The organism is Larkinella fluvii (genome assembly GCF_051857545.1).
In the GTDB taxonomy this organism is placed as follows: domain Bacteria; phylum Bacteroidota; class Bacteroidia; order Cytophagales; family Spirosomataceae; genus Larkinella.
The window spans coordinates 502,072-520,006 of record NZ_JBPZHB010000004.1 but is presented as its reverse complement, the minus strand read 5'-3'; the positions used below and the strand labels follow the sequence as shown (position 1 = coordinate 520,006).

Genomic DNA, 17,935 nt, shown 5'->3' with positions numbered 1-17,935 from the left:
GAATTAGGCTAAATATAGAAGGATGAAGTAACATTGACAACAAAAAAGCTCTCTAACCCTTTCTTTCGACTACCTTTTTTAGAGCCATCATCTTCGCTTCCAGTAGGTCAGATTTCAGCCGTTCACTCTCCCAGGTAAGAGAACTGGTCTTCGTTTCACCTTCCATTTGACGTTAATTAAGACGTTTTTTATAAGGTGATTCTTTGCAGTATATTTGACGTTTCAATCAACGTTAATCTGAACAGTATGATTTTTACTCTAGGTGGCATTAAGGGGGGTAGCGGGAAGTCTACCATTGCTACAAACCTCACCGTATGGTTGTCCAAACAGGGTTTTGATGTGTTGCTGGTGGATGCCGACGAACAGCAGACGGCCACCAAATTTTCCAAATGGCGGGAAGTGAACACCGACGGAAACAGCGGTTATACAGCAACGGTTTTGACCGGTGATGCTGTCCGCCAGCAGGTGGCAAAATTCAAACCCAAGTTCGATCACATTGTCATCGACTCCGGGGGACGCGATACGATGAGCCAGCGGGCGGCCCTGTTTGTATCGGATGCACTGCTGGTTCCTTTTAACCCGCGCAGTTTCGATTTGTGGACCATCGCCGACGTCGAGACGCTGGTGAAAGAAGTCCGTGCGCTGAAACCCACCGACCTTCACGCGTTTGCCCTTCTGAACCGGGCCGATCCGAAAGGCACCGACAACAAAGACTCGGCAGAACTGCTGCAGGAAAGCAGCGTCATCGAATACGTGGGACCGCCCATCGTTTCACGCAAGAGTTTTGCCAATGCCTCCAGCAATGGTCTTGGCGTCATCGAAAACCAGCCTGCTGACCAGAAAGCCATTCACGAAATCACGATGGTTTTCAAGATAATTATGGAAAAATTAGGCGCAGAAATAAACGTCTGAAATAACGTTGAAAAATACGTTATTTTTAACCTCTTAAAAAACGTCTGTTATGGCCATTTCAAAAGCCCCGGAGCCGCCAAAACCGGAACAACCCATCCGAAAGGTATCCGAGAAAAAGATCCAGCAATTCATCAGCCAGGGGGGCAGTCCAACCGCAAAAAACCGCATGGGTCAGGACGACCCGGAGGAGATGAAGAGTATTAAACTCATAATGACAGCCTCCGAAATGGAGACCATCAAACAACTCCGAGACAAACGCCCCCGGAGCCGCAGCCGGAAAATTACGATCTCCGTTCACGACTGGGTGATTGAAGCCATTCAGGAAAAGATCGAACGCGAAAAAAAGAAATACAATTTGACGTTATTTTAGACGTATTTTTCAGCGTTGAGAACGACGTTATTTTTAATCCCGAAAATAACGTCATTCTCAACGCTAAGTTTACGATTATACCATACAGGACAGGAATTTTCTGCCAGTTTCAAGCGGCTTGAAACTACCCGCCCCAGTTTGCCTGGCAGAAAATCAAATCGCCGTTTGCTAGTTTTGAAAGTCCTCTGCCTTCTTCTCCCCTTCTCTTGCCCATAAGCAAAAAAGTTCGACTTCCAGGTGCTCACCTTATCAGATGTTATAGCTGAAAGTCACTTGACACCTTTCTTTTTCGTATCCATTCATCGTACGACGGTGCTTATTAAGACTTCTACCAGATTTTGTAGGATTAAACCAAACGAGAAGGGCTAATTCCGTGTTGGAGTGGTCTTTTTAGCGCATTCCGCCCTGATCCTGTGTCTGGTATTTATTTAGAATTTGCAGCAGCAGACAGCGATTGTTATGAGGATAAATACTTAATTTGTTGAAAATAATTTACAAGTAATCGTGCGAATTATTTTAATTACTATTTAATTTGCAATGTCATCGTTTTTTAATAGATGAAACCATGCGATCTGCTTAAGATTGCCACCATCGTACCATCTTACTTGAGCAAGAGTCTTTTTTTATTACACACACATCGCATGTCACAACAAACCCAATGGTTTGTATGTGCATCTCATTCCCGTACTACTCTTTTACGATTAAAAAGTTTATCTGGAGTTATATCCGTTAACGTTATTGCCTTTTTCGCCATACTAAATAAGTACGATTTCACCTTCATCCGGGATGAATACTGTAAATTCCTGAACGTTTTAAAATCAATATTGAATGGAACGATATGATACTGATACCATCGAGATTGTTTTACAGCAACAGGCCGGCATCCGGCAGGCAATCGTACTAAAACGGAAGAATCAACTAGTTCAGACAACGTTAGTTGCTTACCTGATTGCCACAGAAACGGAGCCGGAAACTTCCGCCATTCGGTCGGCTTTGGCACAGCATTTACCGGATTATATGATTCCTTCCCATTATATCTGGCTGAAAGATTTCCCCAGAACCAGCACGGGAGAAATTGACAAATCGGCTTTGCCAATCCCTGATTTTATGATTCCATTTCCTGAAAATAAAACCGTCGTAACCTTATTCCGTGAGCAGGTCAAAAGAACACCGGATAAGGTAGCCATGACTTTTAATGACCAACAAATAACGTATCAACAACTGGATGATAAATCCAGTCAACTGGCCAATTATCTCAAAAAAAAGAACATAAAGGCCGGAACCCTTGTCCCCATCTGCCTGAATCGCTCGCTAGAGTTGCTGGTGGGCATTCTGGGGATTCTGAAGGCAGGCGGGGCCTATGTACCTATCGATCCGGAATACCCGCAGGACCGGGTTGCTTACATGCTTTCCGATAGTGATAGTTGTCTGGCAGTTACGGATGCCCCCTCCAGTTTTCTACTGAAGGGCCGGGAAAAATTGGAACCGGTGTTTATCGATCGGGACTGGGAGATGATTGCCCGGGAGTCTACCCAACCTCCTTCAAATGCGTTCACGCCCCAGGATCTGGCCTACGTCCTCTACACCTCAGGCTCCACCGGCAAACCCAAAGGCGTGCTTATCGAGCACCACAACCTGGTGAACTTCCTCTGGAGCATGATCGATAAGCCCGGCATCACGCCCAGCGATACCATTCTGGCGGTCACCACCATTTCCTTCGACATCGCCGGCCTCGATCTGTTTCTGCCCCTGATCGTGGGAGCCTCCGTCCGGCTGACCGATCTGACCACCTCCCGTGATGGCCGCGCTTTACTGAACCTGATTGAGAACCACAACATCACCATCATGCAGGCCACCCCGTTCACGTGGCGGATGATGCTCGATTCAGGCTGGAAAAAATCGCTGCCCCTGAAAGTGCTCTGCGGGGGCGAACCCATGGCGCAGGACTTGGTGGAAAAGCTCACCGGCAAAGCGGCTGAAATATGGAACCTGTACGGACCTACGGAAACAACGGTTTGGGCCACCGTGAAACACATCCGGCTGGGCGAAACGATCACCGTGGGCCACCCCATCCACAACGTCCTGGTCTACATCCTGGATGAACAGCAACAACCGGTAGCGGAAGGCGAAGTCGGGGAATTGTGGATTGGAGGGGCTGGCGTCGCACGGGGCTACCTGAACCGCCCCGAGTTGACCCAGGAACGGTTTGTGGCCGATCCGTTTGCCCAAACACCGGGAGGGCGGATGTACCGCACGGGGGATCTGGGGCGGTTTCTGGAAAACGGCGAAATCCTCTGCCTGGGCCGCATCGATCATCAGGTAAAAATCAGAGGCTATCGGATTGAGCTCGGCGAGATTGACAACGTCCTGCATCAGTTTCCCGGCGTCAAACAGTGTGTCGTCGACGCCAAGGAAGGGCCGGGCGGAGACAAACGCCTGATCGGATACCTTATTCCCGAAGGAGAATTTAATAAACAGGCCGCGATCCAGTTTTTGCAGTCCAAACTGCCGGATTACATGGTTCCGCAATTGTTGATGGAACTGACTGAAATCCCGTTAACCAGCAACGGCAAGGTCGACCGCAAAGCTTTGCCCAACCCCGATGCCTCCGAGTTGCTAACGAGGGAGTTCATCTCGCCGGGCACGAAAGTGGAAAACAACCTGGTAGACCTTTGGAAAGAACTTCTGAAGGTAAACCACGTCAGCATTCAGGATAACTTTTTCGAATTGGGTGGCAACTCGTTTTTGGCGCTGCGAATGATGCTCAGCCTGAAAGAAAAATATGCCTATGAATTGCCCGTAACAACCATTTATCAATACCCGACGGTAGCCGGGCTGGCCGGCTTTCTGGAAGGTAAAAAAGGAAATTCCGCCCCCAAACGAAAGACCGTAAACCGGTCGGGCAGTACGGGCGACATCGCCGTTATCGGCATGGCCGGGCGTTTTCCCGGTGCCAATACGATTGAAGAGTTGTGGACAGTTTTGAAGGAAGGCCGGGAAACCATCTCCTTTTTTACCGACGAAGAACTGGACCAATCGTTGCCCGCCGAACTGACACAGGACGAAAACTACGTGAAAGCCCGGGGCGTCGTTTCAGGTGCCAGTCAGTTCGACCCCCGCTTTTTTGGCCTGAATCCGAAACTGGTAGAACTCATGGACCCCCAGCAACGGATTTTCCTTGAAATTGCCTGGGAAGCCCTGGAGCATGGCGGTTATTTACCCCAAAAATATGATGGATTGATTGGGGTTTATGCGGGCTGTGGCAACAATACCTATTACTACAACCATGTGCTGACTAATCCATTCCTGATGAATCAGGTCGGCAGCTATCAGGTGATGACCGCGAATGAAAAAGATTACATCGCCACCCGGACGGCCTACCAACTGAATTTAACGGGGCCGGCGGTCAGCGTTCATTCCGCCTGTTCAACCTCCCTGCTGGCGATCGCGCAGGCCGTCGACAGCCTTCGCAACGGCCAGTGTGATGTTGCCTTGGCAGGCGGGTCCAGTATTCGGGCTCCGTTGATGAGTGGTCATCTCTACGAAGAGGGTTCCATTTATAGCCGCGACGGGCATTGCCGCTCGTTCGATTCGGATGCACAGGGAACGGTTTTCAGCGATGGCGCGGGGGTAGTGTTGTTGAAAAATGCCGAAGCCGCCCAACAGGATGGGGACACCATCTATGCCATCATCAAAGGAACCGGTGTCAACAACGATGGAAGCGGCAAGGGGAGCTTTACGGCCCCCAGTGCCGAAGGACAGGCGGGGGCCATCCGAATGGCGATCGACGATGCCCGCATCGATCCGGCGACCATCAGCTACGTTGAAGCCCACGGAACGGCCACACCAATTGGTGATCCCATCGAAATTGAAGGGTTAAAAATGGCTTTCGGGAATCAGGTTCCCACCCAATATTGCGCCATCGGTTCCATCAAAAGCAACATGGGGCACCTGGACGCTGCCGCCGGGGTAGCCGGATTTATTAAAACGGCCCTGGCGCTGCATCACAAACAAATTCCGGCCACGCTCCATTTCTCGACGCCGAATCCGTCCATTGATTTCGCCAACAGCCCGTTTTTTGTGAATACTGCGTTTGGTGCCTGGCCAGCGTCGGTTTCAAATCCTGACCAGCCCCGCCGGGCGGGCGTCAGCTCTTTCGGGGTGGGTGGAACGAATGTTCATATCGTACTGGAGGAGTTCGTCGGTGAGGGAGTAATGCCCCTTACCGATCCGGCAGAACCGCAACGCCCGGTTCAATTGATCACCTGGTCGGCCAAATCGACGGCCAGCCGGGAAGCGTATGGCCAGCTACTGGCAGTACACCTGACGCAAAACCGGACCTTGAATCTGGCGGATGTGGCGTTTACCCTGCAAACGGCCCGGGCGGATTTCAACCACCGGCGATTTGTAACCGCTACGTCGACGGAGGCACTGATCGGGCAATTAAGAAATGAAAATATCCCGGCATCGAGCCAGAAAACGCTACAGGAACCACCGGGCGATGTGGTCTTTCTTTTTCCGGGCCAGGGCGCGCAATACCTCAACATGGGCCGCGACCTGTATGAGAACGAGCCGGTTTACAAACAGGCCGTAGACCACTGTGCCGACCTGCTCCGGGAACACCTGGAAGTCGATATCCGCCAGGTTCTGTTTCCCGACGAAACCAACCGGGAAACGGAAGAACGACTCAAAAATACGCGGTTTACGCAGCCGGCTATTTTTGTCACCGAATATGCCCTGGCGAGGGTCTGGCTGAGTTGGGGCATCGAGCCCACCGTATTTTGTGGCCATAGCATTGGTGAATTTGTCGGTGCGCATCTGGCCGGTATTTTTTCGCTGGAAGATGCCATCCGGCTGATTGCGGTTCGCGGCCGGTTGGTGAGCGAACTTCCTACAGGCAGCATGCTCTCGGTGCGGGCCGGCGCGGAGCAGATGACCGCCCTGATGCCCGAAACCTTATCCGTGGCGGCTTTCAACAGCCATTCCCTGTGTGTGGTTGCCGGTGAGGATGAAGAAATTGCCTGCTTTGCCAGACTTCTGGATCAAAAAGAAATACCGAATCGGGTGCTGGCAACGAGTCACGCTTTTCATTCAAACATGATGGATTCGGTCGTACCTGTCTTTGAAAAAACCGTTCAGCAGGTTCGTTTACAGCATCCGCGAAAACCGGTTATCTCGACGGTAAGCGGCACCTGGCTGACGGATGCGCAGGCGACGGACCCGGCCTACTGGGCCACCCACCTGCGCCTGCCCGTGCGCTTCGCCGATGCCCTGGACTCTGTTTTTGAATTGAACCGACCGGTGCTGCTGGAAGTTGGGCCCGGTAGCGGCCTGACCACCCTGGCCCGCCAGCAGGCGGGGTCCAAACCGGCCGCGCTGGCCACCAGCCTCGACCGAAAAGGCGTGTCAACCGATTATCAGGCATTGCTGAATGGGCTGGGTCAGGTGTGGCTCCAAGGGCTGGAACCCGACTGGCATGCTTTCTACCGCCATCAAAACCGGGCAAAAGCAGACCTGCCCACGTATGCTTTCGATCGAAAACGGTATTGGGTCGATCCACCAAAACCCGCTGCGTCCGCGATCAGTTCATCAGTGGGGTCGGGGGAGCAATCGCAAGTGACGGCCAACCGGCCTGAGGTCGCCCGGCCCCAAACCAACAGCCGCAAAGAGATTCTTATCCAAATCGTGCGGGAAAAGCTGAAAAATGCATCCGGCATTGCGGTGGACCAGATGCGACCGGAACTGAGCTTTTATGAAATGGGACTGGATTCGTTGCTGCTGACGCAGGTATCCTCCACCCTGAAAAAAGAGTTTGGGTTGCCCATTACCTTCCGCCAACTGAATGAGGAATACGGCACACTGGATGCCCTGGTGGCCTACCTCGACCGGGACTTGCCGGCTGGCGCTTATGAGCCTCAGACACCCGCTCCTGAGTCCCAACCGGCTCCGGCACTCGCCCAGACAGGAACGGCCGTTGTAAACCGTGATCCGGCCATGGATCAGATGGCCCGGCAGTTGCAGATCTTGACCGAAAAAATTGAATACCTCCAGAATACCCTGCAGAACCTGCCGTCCCTGGCTTCCCAAGCCGTTCTGCCGGGTCTGAACGGGGCAGGAAAAACCAGTTCCGTCAAAACCCCGGAGGCCGTCGTTGAACGGCCGAAAACCGTCTTGAAAATGCCACGATCCGAGCGGTCTTTCCCGGACTATGCGTTTACAGAACCGCCCGTTCCGGGGGCCCGGCTGGGCAAAGACCGGGATGGAAATCCGGCGTGGTTCATCTCAGATCCCGAGAAACCCGGGAGCTATTTACAGATCATACTCTAACCAGAATGGTAGCAAACTTTACGATGCCTAAAACGATAGCGGTTGATTTTGACCCTTTTGCGGGTCCCGAAATTGCGCAAATAGCACCGTCTACCGGGCCGCAAACCGAAATTTGGATCGCCTGTCTGTTGGGTGGAGATAATGCCAACCGGTCTTATAATCTAACGAACACGCTGCGATTGGAAGGGGCATTGGATCGCCATGCCATGACCCAGGCGGTTCAGGCGGTGGTTGACCGACACGACGCTTTACGTTCCGTCGTCAGCCCCAACGGTGAACACATCTACGTCTACAAAGAACTGCAGATTGAAATTTTCTACCAGGATCTTTCCCACAACCCGGCCGCCCAAAAAGACCGTTTGCTCGCGGACTATCTGGAACAGGACACGATGCACGTATTTGACCTGTTGCAGGGTCCCTTACTGAAAGTGGGTCTGTTCAAGGTGTCGGATCAGGTGCATGAACTGGTGCTGACCACGCACCACATCATCAGCGATGGCTGGTCGATGGGCGTCATTCTGAACGACTTGAGTGTATTTTATTCGAGTTTTGTCAACGGCACCCTTCCCGATCTACCCGAAGCGCCTTCGTTTGCGGAATATGCCACGCGGCAGTTTCAGTATCTGAGCAGTGATGACTACCTCCGGACGGAAGCGTTCTGGTTGAACCTGTACAAAAAGAAGATTCCGGTTTTTGATCTGCCCACCGATTTCCCCAGACCAGCCTCCCGCACCTTCGATTGCCACCGCCTGGATTATACCCTCGAACCGGCTCTGGTGACCGCCGTCCGGAAAGTGGCCGCAAAGGCCGGGTGCAGCTTTGCCACCACCCTGCTGGCGGCTTTCGAGGTATTGATCCACCGGCTGACCGGGCAGGACGATGTGATCATCGGTTTGCCGACGGCCGGCCAATCCATCACCGATTATCAGCAATTGGCGGGGCATTGTGTCAATTTATTGCCCTTGCGCAGCCAGATCGAAACGGGCCTCGGTTTTTCTGACTTTTTAAAACAGTGTAAAAAATCGGTTCTCGATGCGCATGAGCACCAGCGCCTGACGTTTGGCAGTCTATTGAGAAAGCTGAACGTTCCCAGAGATATTTCCAGGGTGCCGCTGGTGCCGATCATCTTTAATTTTAATCGAAAAGACGGCGATTTTAGCTTTGTCGGACTCTCCCACCGGGTCGTTTACCAACCCAAAAAGTACGAAAATTTCGAGCTGTTTCTGGATGTCAGTGGCGACGATCAGGCACTTATGCTAAATTGGACGTATAACACCGGGTTATACAAGGCGGAGACCATCGATCAGATGATGAGCGGATTGGTTCGGATTCTGGAAACCGTGGTGGCCGATGCTTCCATTGCCATTCGCGACATCGATTTCAAAGCAGAGAAACCGCTGAAAAAAAATTGGGTTCCATTAAACTATACCAAAACCGATTACCCCTATCATACACCGACACAGACCCTGATTGCCCAAACCGCCCGACAGCAGCCGGATAAAACAGCGCTCGTCTTTAACCGGCAAAAAATAAGCTACCGGCTGTTGAACGAAACGGCCAACCAGCTCGCCCGCTACCTGACCCAAGAAGGCGTTCAGCGCGGAGACATCGTTGGCATCATGCTGGATCGGTCGCCGGAAATGGTCATGATTCTGCTGGCGGTTCTGAAAGCTGGTGCCGCCTATCTGCCGCTGGACCCCGACTACCCCGCGGATCGTCTGCAGTTTATGCTGGAAGACGCGTCGGCCAAAACGCTAATTACCTCTGAAAAATACCACCACTACCTGAATACGGACACACCGGAAATTCACCTGGAAACCGCGTTACGGGAGTCAAAAAACCACTCGAAGGAGGAGCCTGAACAAATTGTGGAAGGGAATGACCTGGCCTACGTTCTCTACACCTCCGGCTCTACGGGCAAACCCAAGGGTGTGCTCATCGAACACCACAACCTGGTGAATTTCCTCTGGAGCATGATCCAGCAGCCCGGCATTACGCCGAATGATACCGTCCTGGCGATCACCACCATTTCCTTCGACATTGCTGGCCTTGAACTGTTTTTGCCCCTGATCGTGGGAGCCTCCATCCGGCTGGCCGATCAGGCCACCGCCCGCGATGGCCGGGCCTTGCGCGAACTGATCGAAACCCAGACCGTCACCATCATGCAGGCCACCCCCGCGACCTGGCGGATGGTGCTCGATTCGGGCTGGGACAAACCCCTGCCGCTGAAAGTGCTGTGTGGGGGCGAACCGCTGGCACCGGACCTGGCCGATAAGCTCATCGAAAAAACCGATGAGCTCTGGAACGTATACGGACCTACAGAAACCACGGTCTGGGGCACCCTGAAACACATCCGGAAGGGCGAGCCGATTACGATTGGCCGTCCCATCCACAACACCTGGGTTTACATCCTGGATGAACAGCAACAGCCGGTTGCCGACGGCGAAATAGGGGAACTGTGGATTGGGGGCGCGGGCGTGGCGCGGGGGTATCTGAACCGCCCCGAGTTGACCCGGGAGCGGTTTGTAGCCGATCCGTTTGTGGGGACACCGGGAGGGCGGATGTACCGCACCGGCGATCTGGGGCGGTTACTGGAAAACGGCGAAATCCTCTGCCTGGGCCGCATCGATCATCAGGTGAAAATCAGGGGACACCGCATCGAGCTCGGCGAAATTGAGAATACCATCCATCAGATCCCGGAAATAAAAGAAGTGGTGGTCATTGCCCGGGAAGACCGGCCCGGCGACCAGCAGTTGGTGGCTTATGTCGTCTCCGAATCCCCGGAAATTAACCAGGCCCTCCCGAAGGAACTGGTTCAGCAGTGGAAACAGCAGGTCCGGCAACAGCTTCCCGACTACATGGTTCCCCGCGCCTTTGTGGCCCTCTCGAAATTCCCGATCACCGCCAACGGCAAAATTGACCGGAAGTTACTGCCTGCGCCCTCGCTGAGCGAACGGGATAATGAAACCGGTTTTATGAGCCCGCGAACGGATGTTGAAAAACTGGTGGCCGAAATCTGGACCGAGTGTTTGAAAATTGAAAACATCAGTGTGTTCGATAACTTTTTCGAACTGGGCGGCCATTCGCTGACGGCGGTACAGGTGATGAGCCTTCTGGAGAAAAAAACCGGTAAAAACCTGCCGCTGGCAACCCTCTTCGAATATTCGACAATCGAAAAACTGGCGTCGATTCTGCACATGAATGGCCGGTCGGTCACCTGGGATTCGCTGGTGCCGATCAAACCACACGGAACCAAAATTCCGCTGTATATCGTCCACGGCGCGGGCCTTCACGTGCTGCTGTTCAACACCCTGGCCTTAAGCATGGACCCCGATCAACCGGTTTATGGCTTGCAGGCCAAGGGAATTAACAGCGAAGATAAGCCACTAGAGAGTATTGAAGAGATTGCGGCCTATTATATCGATGCCATCAGGGCTCAAAACCCCGAAGGCCCGTATGCTTTAGCCGGGTATTCGTTTGGGGGGATCATCGCGTATGAAATGAGCAAACAACTCCGCAAAATGGGGAAAGAAGTGAAAATGCTCGCGATGTTCGATACGTATGCCTACCAGTCCAATTTTTTCGACCCCTGGCCCGCAAGAGCCTGGCAAAACACCCTCACCGCGATCAAAGAGCGGCTATATGTGCTGACGTTATTGAAAGAAAACCCGCGCGAAACCGTAGTCAATGTAACCAAATCTGTACAGAAAAAAGCAAACCGGTTTTATCGAAAAATTCGCTACAACGAAGACCATCTGAAAGTGTTCCATGGCAACTACTATAAAGTAAATGAAGCCAACGAAATCGCGTCCCGAAAGTACCGGCTGGAACCCCAGGAGATTACGGTAACCTTGTTTCGGGCTAAAAAACACAGCTATTATGTAGATGATTTTGAATACCTGGGCTGGAAACCGTTCGCTTTGAATGGGATTACCATTCACGAAGTTCCCGGCGACCATTTCAATTTGTTTACGTCGCCCAACGACAAAGAATTTGCCCGGATCTTGCAGGAGGTTCTGGATCGCTTAACCTAACACCCGGTTTTTACCTTTTCACTTCGGTACACGATGGCAATCATTACGAATCTTGATCCTGAACGAAGAATTCTACCCCACGGAACCCTGTTGGTCGAGGAGGTTTCTATGGACGAGGAGGTTTGGTGTGCGGTGGAAGAATTTCTGGAGAAAAACGGAAAAGTCAATGAACTGTATTTGAATACGAATTTTCATATCAACACCGAAGGCAAGTGCATTGTGCATTTGTCGAAGAAAGCATCGGCTTGAGGGCGGATATGCGCGCGGTTTGGCATTCAATTCCGGCCTTACCGCCACTGCATCAGGGCCGAATTCAGCGCTTCTTCGACCCGTCGGCGGGGTTTGTGAAAATAGATCATGCCGTGACCGGGCAGCATCAGATCGGTGTCCACTTTGGCAAACCGGCGCAGCGACTCCGTGTAGCTCTTTTTGTCGAAATCAATGGAGCCACTCCAGCCAAAATCTCCGCTCAACAGCGTCCCGATCACGTCGCCACTGACGACGACCCGCTTCTGCTCCCAGTTGAACAGGTAGGCCGTACAACCCCGGCTGTGGCCGGGCAGGTGCATCACGTCGATTTCTACGCCCAGTAGCAATAGTTTCTCACCGTCTGCCACCCGTCGATCCACCGCAAACGGCCGGAATGTTTTGTGATAGAGATACCCACAGCAGCGTTCGTCGCCGGAACCAACGGCATCCGCCGTTTCGCCCAGGGCGATGAAGTGAACACCTCGCTCCTTCAGAAGGTGGCCTCCACCGGCATGGTCGAAATGGGCGTGCGTCAGAATGCAGTACCGAATGTCGTCCGGCGAAAGATCCCAATACCGCATGTTGGCAAAAATCTGCTCCATCGTATCCCCGCAGCCACAATCGAACAGAATCAACCCCTGTTCCGTCTTTAAAACGTACGAATTGGCATCGTTCCACAGCGCCCCCGGCTGGTCGTAGGTGATGCCGTTCAGGTCACCGCCTACCTGAAACAGATTTTTTAGGATTTGCATAGCAATTGGTTTGTCGTGGGTGAACCCGCCAGGATGTAATACGGTTTTGCCCTGCCATTCGGGCTATTCAGGATGTTTGAAAAACGAAGCATTCGCCACAATTCCACTTTGCCTTGTGAAGTCAGTATTATTTTTAGACCAAATCCTAAGTAAGTTGCCGGGCTGTCCGCAACATTTCTTACTTTTCCGGCTTAAACACAAACATCCACTTTATGGAAATCAAACGCAATGCCACCGCCCATTGGGAAGGTTCAGGCAAAGATGGTAAAGGTACCGTCAGCACCGCCAGCACCGTTCTGGACGGAACCCAATATTCTTTCAACACCCGTTTTGCCGATGGCATAGGGACCAATCCCGAAGAACTGGCGGCTGCGGCCCACGCCGGCTGTTTTGCAATGCAACTCGCCTTTAACATTCAGGGAGCCGGTTTTACGGCCACGTTCATCGACGCCAAAGCCGTTGTTTCGCTCGACACCGCCAGCAGCAGCATCAGCAGCTCGAAGCTGACCGTGAAGGCCAGTGTTCCGGGTCTTGAGAAAGATAAATTTGACGAACTCGTCGAGCATGCCGAAAAGAACTGCCCGATTTCGAAGTTATTCAATACGGCCATCAGTGTAGACGCGACGCTGGAATAAGGTCATCTGTTTATTGCCAAACCGCCTTCTTGATTGGAATAAGAACGTTTCTTATTCCAATCAAGAAGGCGGTTTGCTTTTCGGGGCCACATAAGCGGATTAACAACCAATTAATACAATTATTATCATTTTTAATTTTATTTATAACACATTCCAACGATTACGAATAAAAACATGTCTATCTGTAAAAATCTATATCTATCCCTTACTTAATCTTTTTGTCCTATGCACTCCTTATACCGTTTCCTGCTCCCCGCTTGTTTTCTCATCCTGCTTGGATCCTGCACCGTTCAGGATCACCTGAATCCCGAAGAGTCGAACCCGTGCCGGGTTAGTTATACGTTAAATCGGCTGGATACTTACCTGATACCGCCCGGAGAAACCGTCACCCTGGGGCAGCAAGTAACCGGCATTTCCGGAAGTTATTTTATAGTAGCTGATATTCTGGATCTCAATGGTCAGCAATATGCCGTAAATGGTAAATCCGAAGATTTACGATCGGGTGGTGAAGAAAGCAATGCGGCCTTTGAGTATGATTCGCAGGGAAGGCTTTCAAAGGCCGTCATTCGCTACCGGAGACCGACCGCTACCATCACCACCGCCTACGAGTACCTTTCACCTACGGAACTCCAGATAACCCAAACCGATGATTACGGGCATTATCCGGTCCCCCCTTCCTTTACCAAAATAGTGCCCCTGAATAGTCTGGGCCTGGTAATCGACCCCAACGTAACCTACGATGCCGAAGGATATGTTATCCGGCAGGGCTCCACCAACTACAACATTGTGAATGGAAACAACGTTGGCACCGATGCCGAGCGGTATGAATTCGATCTGACCAAACCCAATCCGATCCCAAATCCATTTTTTTTCTACGGTAAAAAAGACAAAAATCTTCGCACTGATATCATTTCACTCGACACCAGCACAAAAATCGAATTCGATTTAAAGTATATTTACGACGACCAGGGAAATCTCAAGTACGACATTCTGATGTTTAACTATCCTGATACCGATCCCCGGATGCGCGTTCATATCAACAAATACGAATGGAGCTGCCCACAATAGCGCTGGCGCAGTATTAAATCCTCCGCGTCGTCTTTGGCGGATACCTGGAACACGATTAATTTTCATTGAATATTCCCATTTCTGGCGTATCATTTGCGGTGAAATATATTAGATGTGCAATCGATTTCGTTCTATAGCGAAATGACCTATTATCTATCTATTTTTCAACCGTTGAAAAACCTAAAGGGCACAATGAGACTCATCGTCGTTTTTTTCATCCTCGTAGTGGGTATATCTTCTTGTAAAAAAAGCGATTCTGAAGCGGATAATGTCGATCCAAGAGAACAATACTACGGAACCTACGACATTGATTATTCGTCAAAAACCATCATCGGATCCATCGATTTTAATGAAGACAGCGGCAAGGGCGTCCTGACCTTCAGCAAAGGAGATGCGTCAAATGAATTGAAAATGACCACCGAATTCCCGGGTTTCAGCATCGCCAACGATGTCGTTAAACTGGACGGAACCAAGTTTACGGTTAACCGAACCCGCGACCAGATGACGCTGGGCAACAAACAATATGATGCCGAATTCCTGGGTTCGGGCCTGTTTGAAGGCCGGCTCGTCACCGTCACATCGGTCACGACCCTGAACCAAAATGGCACTGTAGCCAAATGGACCCGTTCATATAAAGGAATGAGACGATAATCCCGATTCATTTTTCAGAAAGTCCACCCGGTATAAATCGAACCGGGTGGACTTTTTTGTTTACCGTCGTTTTTAGCGGTATTTTTACTTCCATCAGAACCTTAACCTCCCCTACTCAGTGGCTGTCTATACCGACCATATCCGCCTGCTTTTTGGACTGAAATTAAAACAGATTCGGTTGGATAAAGGGTTATCGATCAGTGAACTGGGCCAGATTTCCGGGCTTTCGGTTTCGTATCTGACCGAAATCGAAAAAGGCCGAAAATACCCCAAAACGGATAAAATTGCGGCCCTTGCCAAGGCAATGGACGTGGACTATGACACGCTGGTATCCCTCAAACTCAGCAAGAAACTCGAACCCATTTCCGAACTGCTGCGCTCCCGGTTTCTAACCGAAATCCCGCTCGAACTCCTGGGCATCGACCCCTCCGATCTGCTGGAATTGCTGGCAGAAGCCCCCGCCAAAGTCAGTGCCATGATTTCGACAGTGATGAACATCGGGCGGAGTTACCACGTCAGTGTCGAACGGCTTTACATGGCGGTGCTGCGGTCGTACCAGGAAATGCACGATAATTATTTTGAAGACATCGAGCAGGATGGCGACCGGTTTTTGACGGAGTTTGCGTCGAGCCATTCGCTGGTCGATGAGAGCCTGTTAAGCAGCCTGCTACGAACCCGGTATAATTATAAACTGGTTGACTTCAGCCGCGAGAGCCACCCGGAACTGGCGGCCCTGCGCTCCGTTTTCCGCCCGGAATCCGGCACACTCTACCTCAACAGCCATTTATCGGCTGAGCAAAAAACGTTCATTTTGGCCCGCGAAGTGGGATTTCAGTACCTCAACCTGAAAATCCGTCCCTATACGTATTCATACGTGGAAGTGGAGTCGTTCGAGCAGATTCTCAACAACTACAAAGCATCTTATTTTGCCGGAACGATTCTGATTCGCCGGACGGATCTGATCACGCGCTTGCAGGCCATTTTCGACCAGACCAATTGGAGCAACGATGCCTTTCTCAACCTGATTCAGTCCTTCAACGCCACGCCCGAGCGGTTTTTCTATCGGCTTAGCAACCTGCTTCCCAAATACTTCGGCATCGATCAGTTGTTTTTTTACCGGTTTAACAATACCGCCGGGCAAACCAATTTCCATCTGACGAAGGAAATGCACCTGACGCGCCAGCAGGGTCCAAAAAGCATGGTCGATGAGCATTACTGCCGCCGTTGGGTGGCCCTGACCATTCTGCAGGAACTGGCGTTTCTGCAAAAAAACAAAAACCACGTAGGGGCGTTGTGCCAGGCCCAGCTTTCGACCTACGCCGATACGGGAAATACCTTCCTGATTGTGTCGGTCGCCCAGCCCTACCAGCCGCACCAGCAACAGAACATGAGTGTGTCGATGTGTTTTAAAATGACCGACACGCTCAAAAGTAAAATGCGGTTTTTGAATCCCTTATCCCCCAACATCTCCCAGCGTATCGTCAACGAAGCCTGTGAACGCTGCGGGATTTTCGACTGCCGCGAACGCGTGGCCGCTCCCACCGGATTGCAGAAAAAACGCCAGGTCGATGCGATGAAAAAGGCACTGGAGGAGTTGAAATAGTGAAGAATTAAGAGTTATGAGTTAAAAGTAGAATGCGTCAGCCAACTCATAACTCATAACTCTTAATTCTTCACTCATAAGTCTTCACTTAAAAGCCGCTATTCCCGTGATTTCGTTGCCCAGAATCAGGAGGTGAATGTCGTGCGTGCCTTCGTAAGTAACCACGGATTCCAGGTTCATGAGGTGGCGCATAATGGGGTATTCGCCCGAAATGCCCATGGCTCCGTGAATCTGCCGGGCTTCCCGAACCACGTTCAGGGCCATTTCGACGTTGTTCCGCTTGGCCATCGAAATCTGCGCCGTAGTCGCTTTCCCTTCGTTTTTCAACACGCCCAACCGCCAGCAGATCAACTGCGCCTTCGTGATTTCGGTGAGCATTTCGGCCAGTTTTTTCTGCACCAGTTGAAAAGCCGCAATGGGTTTTCCGAACTGCTGCCGTTCCAGCGCATACCGCCGGGCGGAGTCGTAACAATCCATAGCCGCGCCCACGACGCCCCAGGCAATTCCGTAACGCGCCTGATCGAGGCAGCGCAGCGGACTTTTCATACCGTCGCTGTCGGGCAGCAGGTTTTCCTTCGGTACTTTCACATCCTGAAACACCAGTTCACCCGTCGCACTGGCCCGCAACGACCATTTGTGGTGGATTTCGGGCGTCGAAAAGCCTTCCATTCCGCGTTCGACCAGCAAACCCCGAACACGCCCCTGTTCGTTTTTCGCCCAGACCACGGCCAGATCAGCCACCGGCGAATTGGTGATCCATAATTTGGAACCGTTGAGCAAATAATGGTCGCTGTGTTCCGTGAAGGCAGTTTGCATGCCGGCGGGGTTCGAACCGTGGTCGGGTTCGGTCAGGCCAAAACAGCCCAGCCATTCGCCCGTCGCCAGTTTCGGCAAATACTTCCGCTTTTGCTCTTCGGAGCCAAACGCATGAATCGGCCACATCACCAGTGAGCTTTGCACCGAAACACAGGAGCGCATGCCCGAATCACCCCGCTCGATTTCCTGCATCATCAGACCGTACGAAATGGCATCGAGCCCGCCCCCGCCGTATTCCGCCGGAATGGTGGGTCCAAACGCACCGATTTCGCCAAACTTTCGGGGCATGTCGGCTGGAAAAACCGCCCGCTGGGCGCAGTCTTCGATGATCGGACTGATTTCCCGATTCACAAAATCCCGCATGGCCGACCGGACGAGCCTCTGGTCGGCCGTCAGCAGTTCGTCGATCCCGTAGAAATCCGGTGCTTCAAAACCGGTGGTGTTGTGAATTGCTGCCATAGTGTGTCTTGACTCATAAACCTGTTTGGTCCCCCCTAAACCTGTCAGGTCTTCAAGAC

General features: G+C 51.8%; 11 protein-coding genes. 9 read left to right on the top strand and 2 right to left on the bottom strand.

Annotated features, from left to right (window positions below; translation table 11 throughout):
* Positions 1 to 246 precede the first annotated feature (246 nt).
* From ACS5NO_RS12560 to ACS5NO_RS12540, 5 genes are all read left to right on the top strand, one after another.
* Positions 247 to 912 carry an AAA family ATPase gene (locus ACS5NO_RS12560; RefSeq protein WP_439415465.1) on the top strand — a complete coding sequence of 222 codons (666 nt, stop codon included), beginning with the start codon at positions 247 to 249 and terminating at the stop codon, positions 910 to 912.
* A 49-nt stretch (positions 913 to 961) separates the two neighbouring features.
* The gene (locus ACS5NO_RS12555) at positions 962 to 1,282 is read left to right on the top strand and encodes a hypothetical protein (protein ID WP_439415464.1); all 321 of its coding nucleotides are present in this window, start codon (positions 962 to 964) and stop codon (positions 1,280 to 1,282) included.
* A gap of 828 nt (positions 1,283 to 2,110) precedes the next feature.
* Positions 2,111 to 7,609, top strand: a complete 5,499-nt coding sequence (locus ACS5NO_RS12550) for an amino acid adenylation domain-containing protein (RefSeq protein WP_439415463.1) — start codon at positions 2,111 to 2,113, stop codon at positions 7,607 to 7,609.
* 5 nt (positions 7,610 to 7,614) lie between these two features.
* A complete protein-coding gene (locus ACS5NO_RS12545) occupies positions 7,615 to 11,643 on the top strand; it encodes a non-ribosomal peptide synthetase (RefSeq protein WP_439415462.1) in 4,029 nt (1,342 codons plus the stop codon).
* Between the two features lie 33 nt (positions 11,644 to 11,676).
* Positions 11,677 to 11,892, top strand: a complete 216-nt coding sequence (locus ACS5NO_RS12540; protein WP_114409567.1) for a hypothetical protein — start codon at positions 11,677 to 11,679, stop codon at positions 11,890 to 11,892.
* Positions 11,893 to 11,930: 38 nt separating this feature from the next.
* Here the strand turns inward: ACS5NO_RS12540 and ACS5NO_RS12535 are convergent, their stop codons facing one another.
* Entirely contained in the window at positions 11,931 to 12,644 is a 714-nt protein-coding gene (locus ACS5NO_RS12535; RefSeq protein ID WP_439415461.1) for an MBL fold metallo-hydrolase, read from the bottom strand.
* Between the two features lie 212 nt (positions 12,645 to 12,856).
* Between ACS5NO_RS12535 and ACS5NO_RS12530 the strand changes: the two genes are divergently transcribed.
* The 4 genes from ACS5NO_RS12530 (at position 12,857) to ACS5NO_RS12515 (ending at position 16,601) form a co-directional block, all read left to right on the top strand.
* Positions 12,857 to 13,279, top strand: a complete 423-nt coding sequence (locus tag ACS5NO_RS12530; protein ID WP_439415460.1) for an OsmC family peroxiredoxin — start codon at positions 12,857 to 12,859, stop codon at positions 13,277 to 13,279.
* A gap of 225 nt (positions 13,280 to 13,504) precedes the next feature.
* Complete coding sequence (locus tag ACS5NO_RS12525; protein ID WP_439415459.1) at positions 13,505 to 14,347, top strand: hypothetical protein; 843 nt, start codon at positions 13,505 to 13,507, stop codon at positions 14,345 to 14,347.
* Positions 14,348 to 14,539: 192 nt separating this feature from the next.
* Positions 14,540 to 14,998 (top strand): hypothetical protein, encoded by a 459-nt coding sequence (locus tag ACS5NO_RS12520; protein ID WP_138994118.1) that lies wholly within the window; start codon positions 14,540 to 14,542, stop codon positions 14,996 to 14,998.
* A 118-nt stretch (positions 14,999 to 15,116) separates the two neighbouring features.
* Positions 15,117 to 16,601, top strand: coding sequence for a helix-turn-helix domain-containing protein (locus ACS5NO_RS12515; RefSeq protein WP_439415458.1), 1,485 nt, complete (start codon positions 15,117 to 15,119; stop codon positions 16,599 to 16,601).
* A gap of 84 nt (positions 16,602 to 16,685) precedes the next feature.
* Here ACS5NO_RS12515 and ACS5NO_RS12510 read toward each other — a convergent pair whose 3' ends face one another.
* Entirely contained in the window at positions 16,686 to 17,876 is a 1,191-nt protein-coding gene (locus tag ACS5NO_RS12510; protein WP_439415457.1) for an acyl-CoA dehydrogenase family protein, read from the bottom strand.
* Between the last annotated feature and the right edge of the window lie 59 nt (positions 17,877 to 17,935).

Bases quoted from the DNA above. Each gene is read 5' to 3' on its own strand.
- ACS5NO_RS12525 (WP_439415459.1), top strand. From the start codon at position 13,505: ATGCACTCCTTATACCGTTTCCTGCTCCCCGCTTGTTTTCTCATCCTG.
- ACS5NO_RS12560 (WP_439415465.1), top strand. From the start codon at position 247: ATGATTTTTACTCTAGGTGGCATTAAGGGGGGTAGCGGGAAGTCTACC.
- ACS5NO_RS12520 (WP_138994118.1), top strand. From the start codon at position 14,540: ATGAGACTCATCGTCGTTTTTTTCATCCTCGTAGTGGGTATATCTTCT.
- ACS5NO_RS12540 (WP_114409567.1), top strand. From the start codon at position 11,677: ATGGCAATCATTACGAATCTTGATCCTGAACGAAGAATTCTACCCCAC.
- ACS5NO_RS12510 (WP_439415457.1), bottom strand. From the start codon at position 17,876: ATGGCAGCAATTCACAACACCACCGGTTTTGAAGCACCGGATTTCTAC.
- ACS5NO_RS12555 (WP_439415464.1), top strand. From the start codon at position 962: ATGGCCATTTCAAAAGCCCCGGAGCCGCCAAAACCGGAACAACCCATC.
- ACS5NO_RS12550 (WP_439415463.1), top strand. From the start codon at position 2,111: ATGGAACGATATGATACTGATACCATCGAGATTGTTTTACAGCAACAG.
- ACS5NO_RS12545 (WP_439415462.1), top strand. From the start codon at position 7,615: ATGGTAGCAAACTTTACGATGCCTAAAACGATAGCGGTTGATTTTGAC.
- ACS5NO_RS12530 (WP_439415460.1), top strand. From the start codon at position 12,857: ATGGAAATCAAACGCAATGCCACCGCCCATTGGGAAGGTTCAGGCAAA.
- ACS5NO_RS12535 (WP_439415461.1), bottom strand. From the start codon at position 12,644: ATGCAAATCCTAAAAAATCTGTTTCAGGTAGGCGGTGACCTGAACGGC.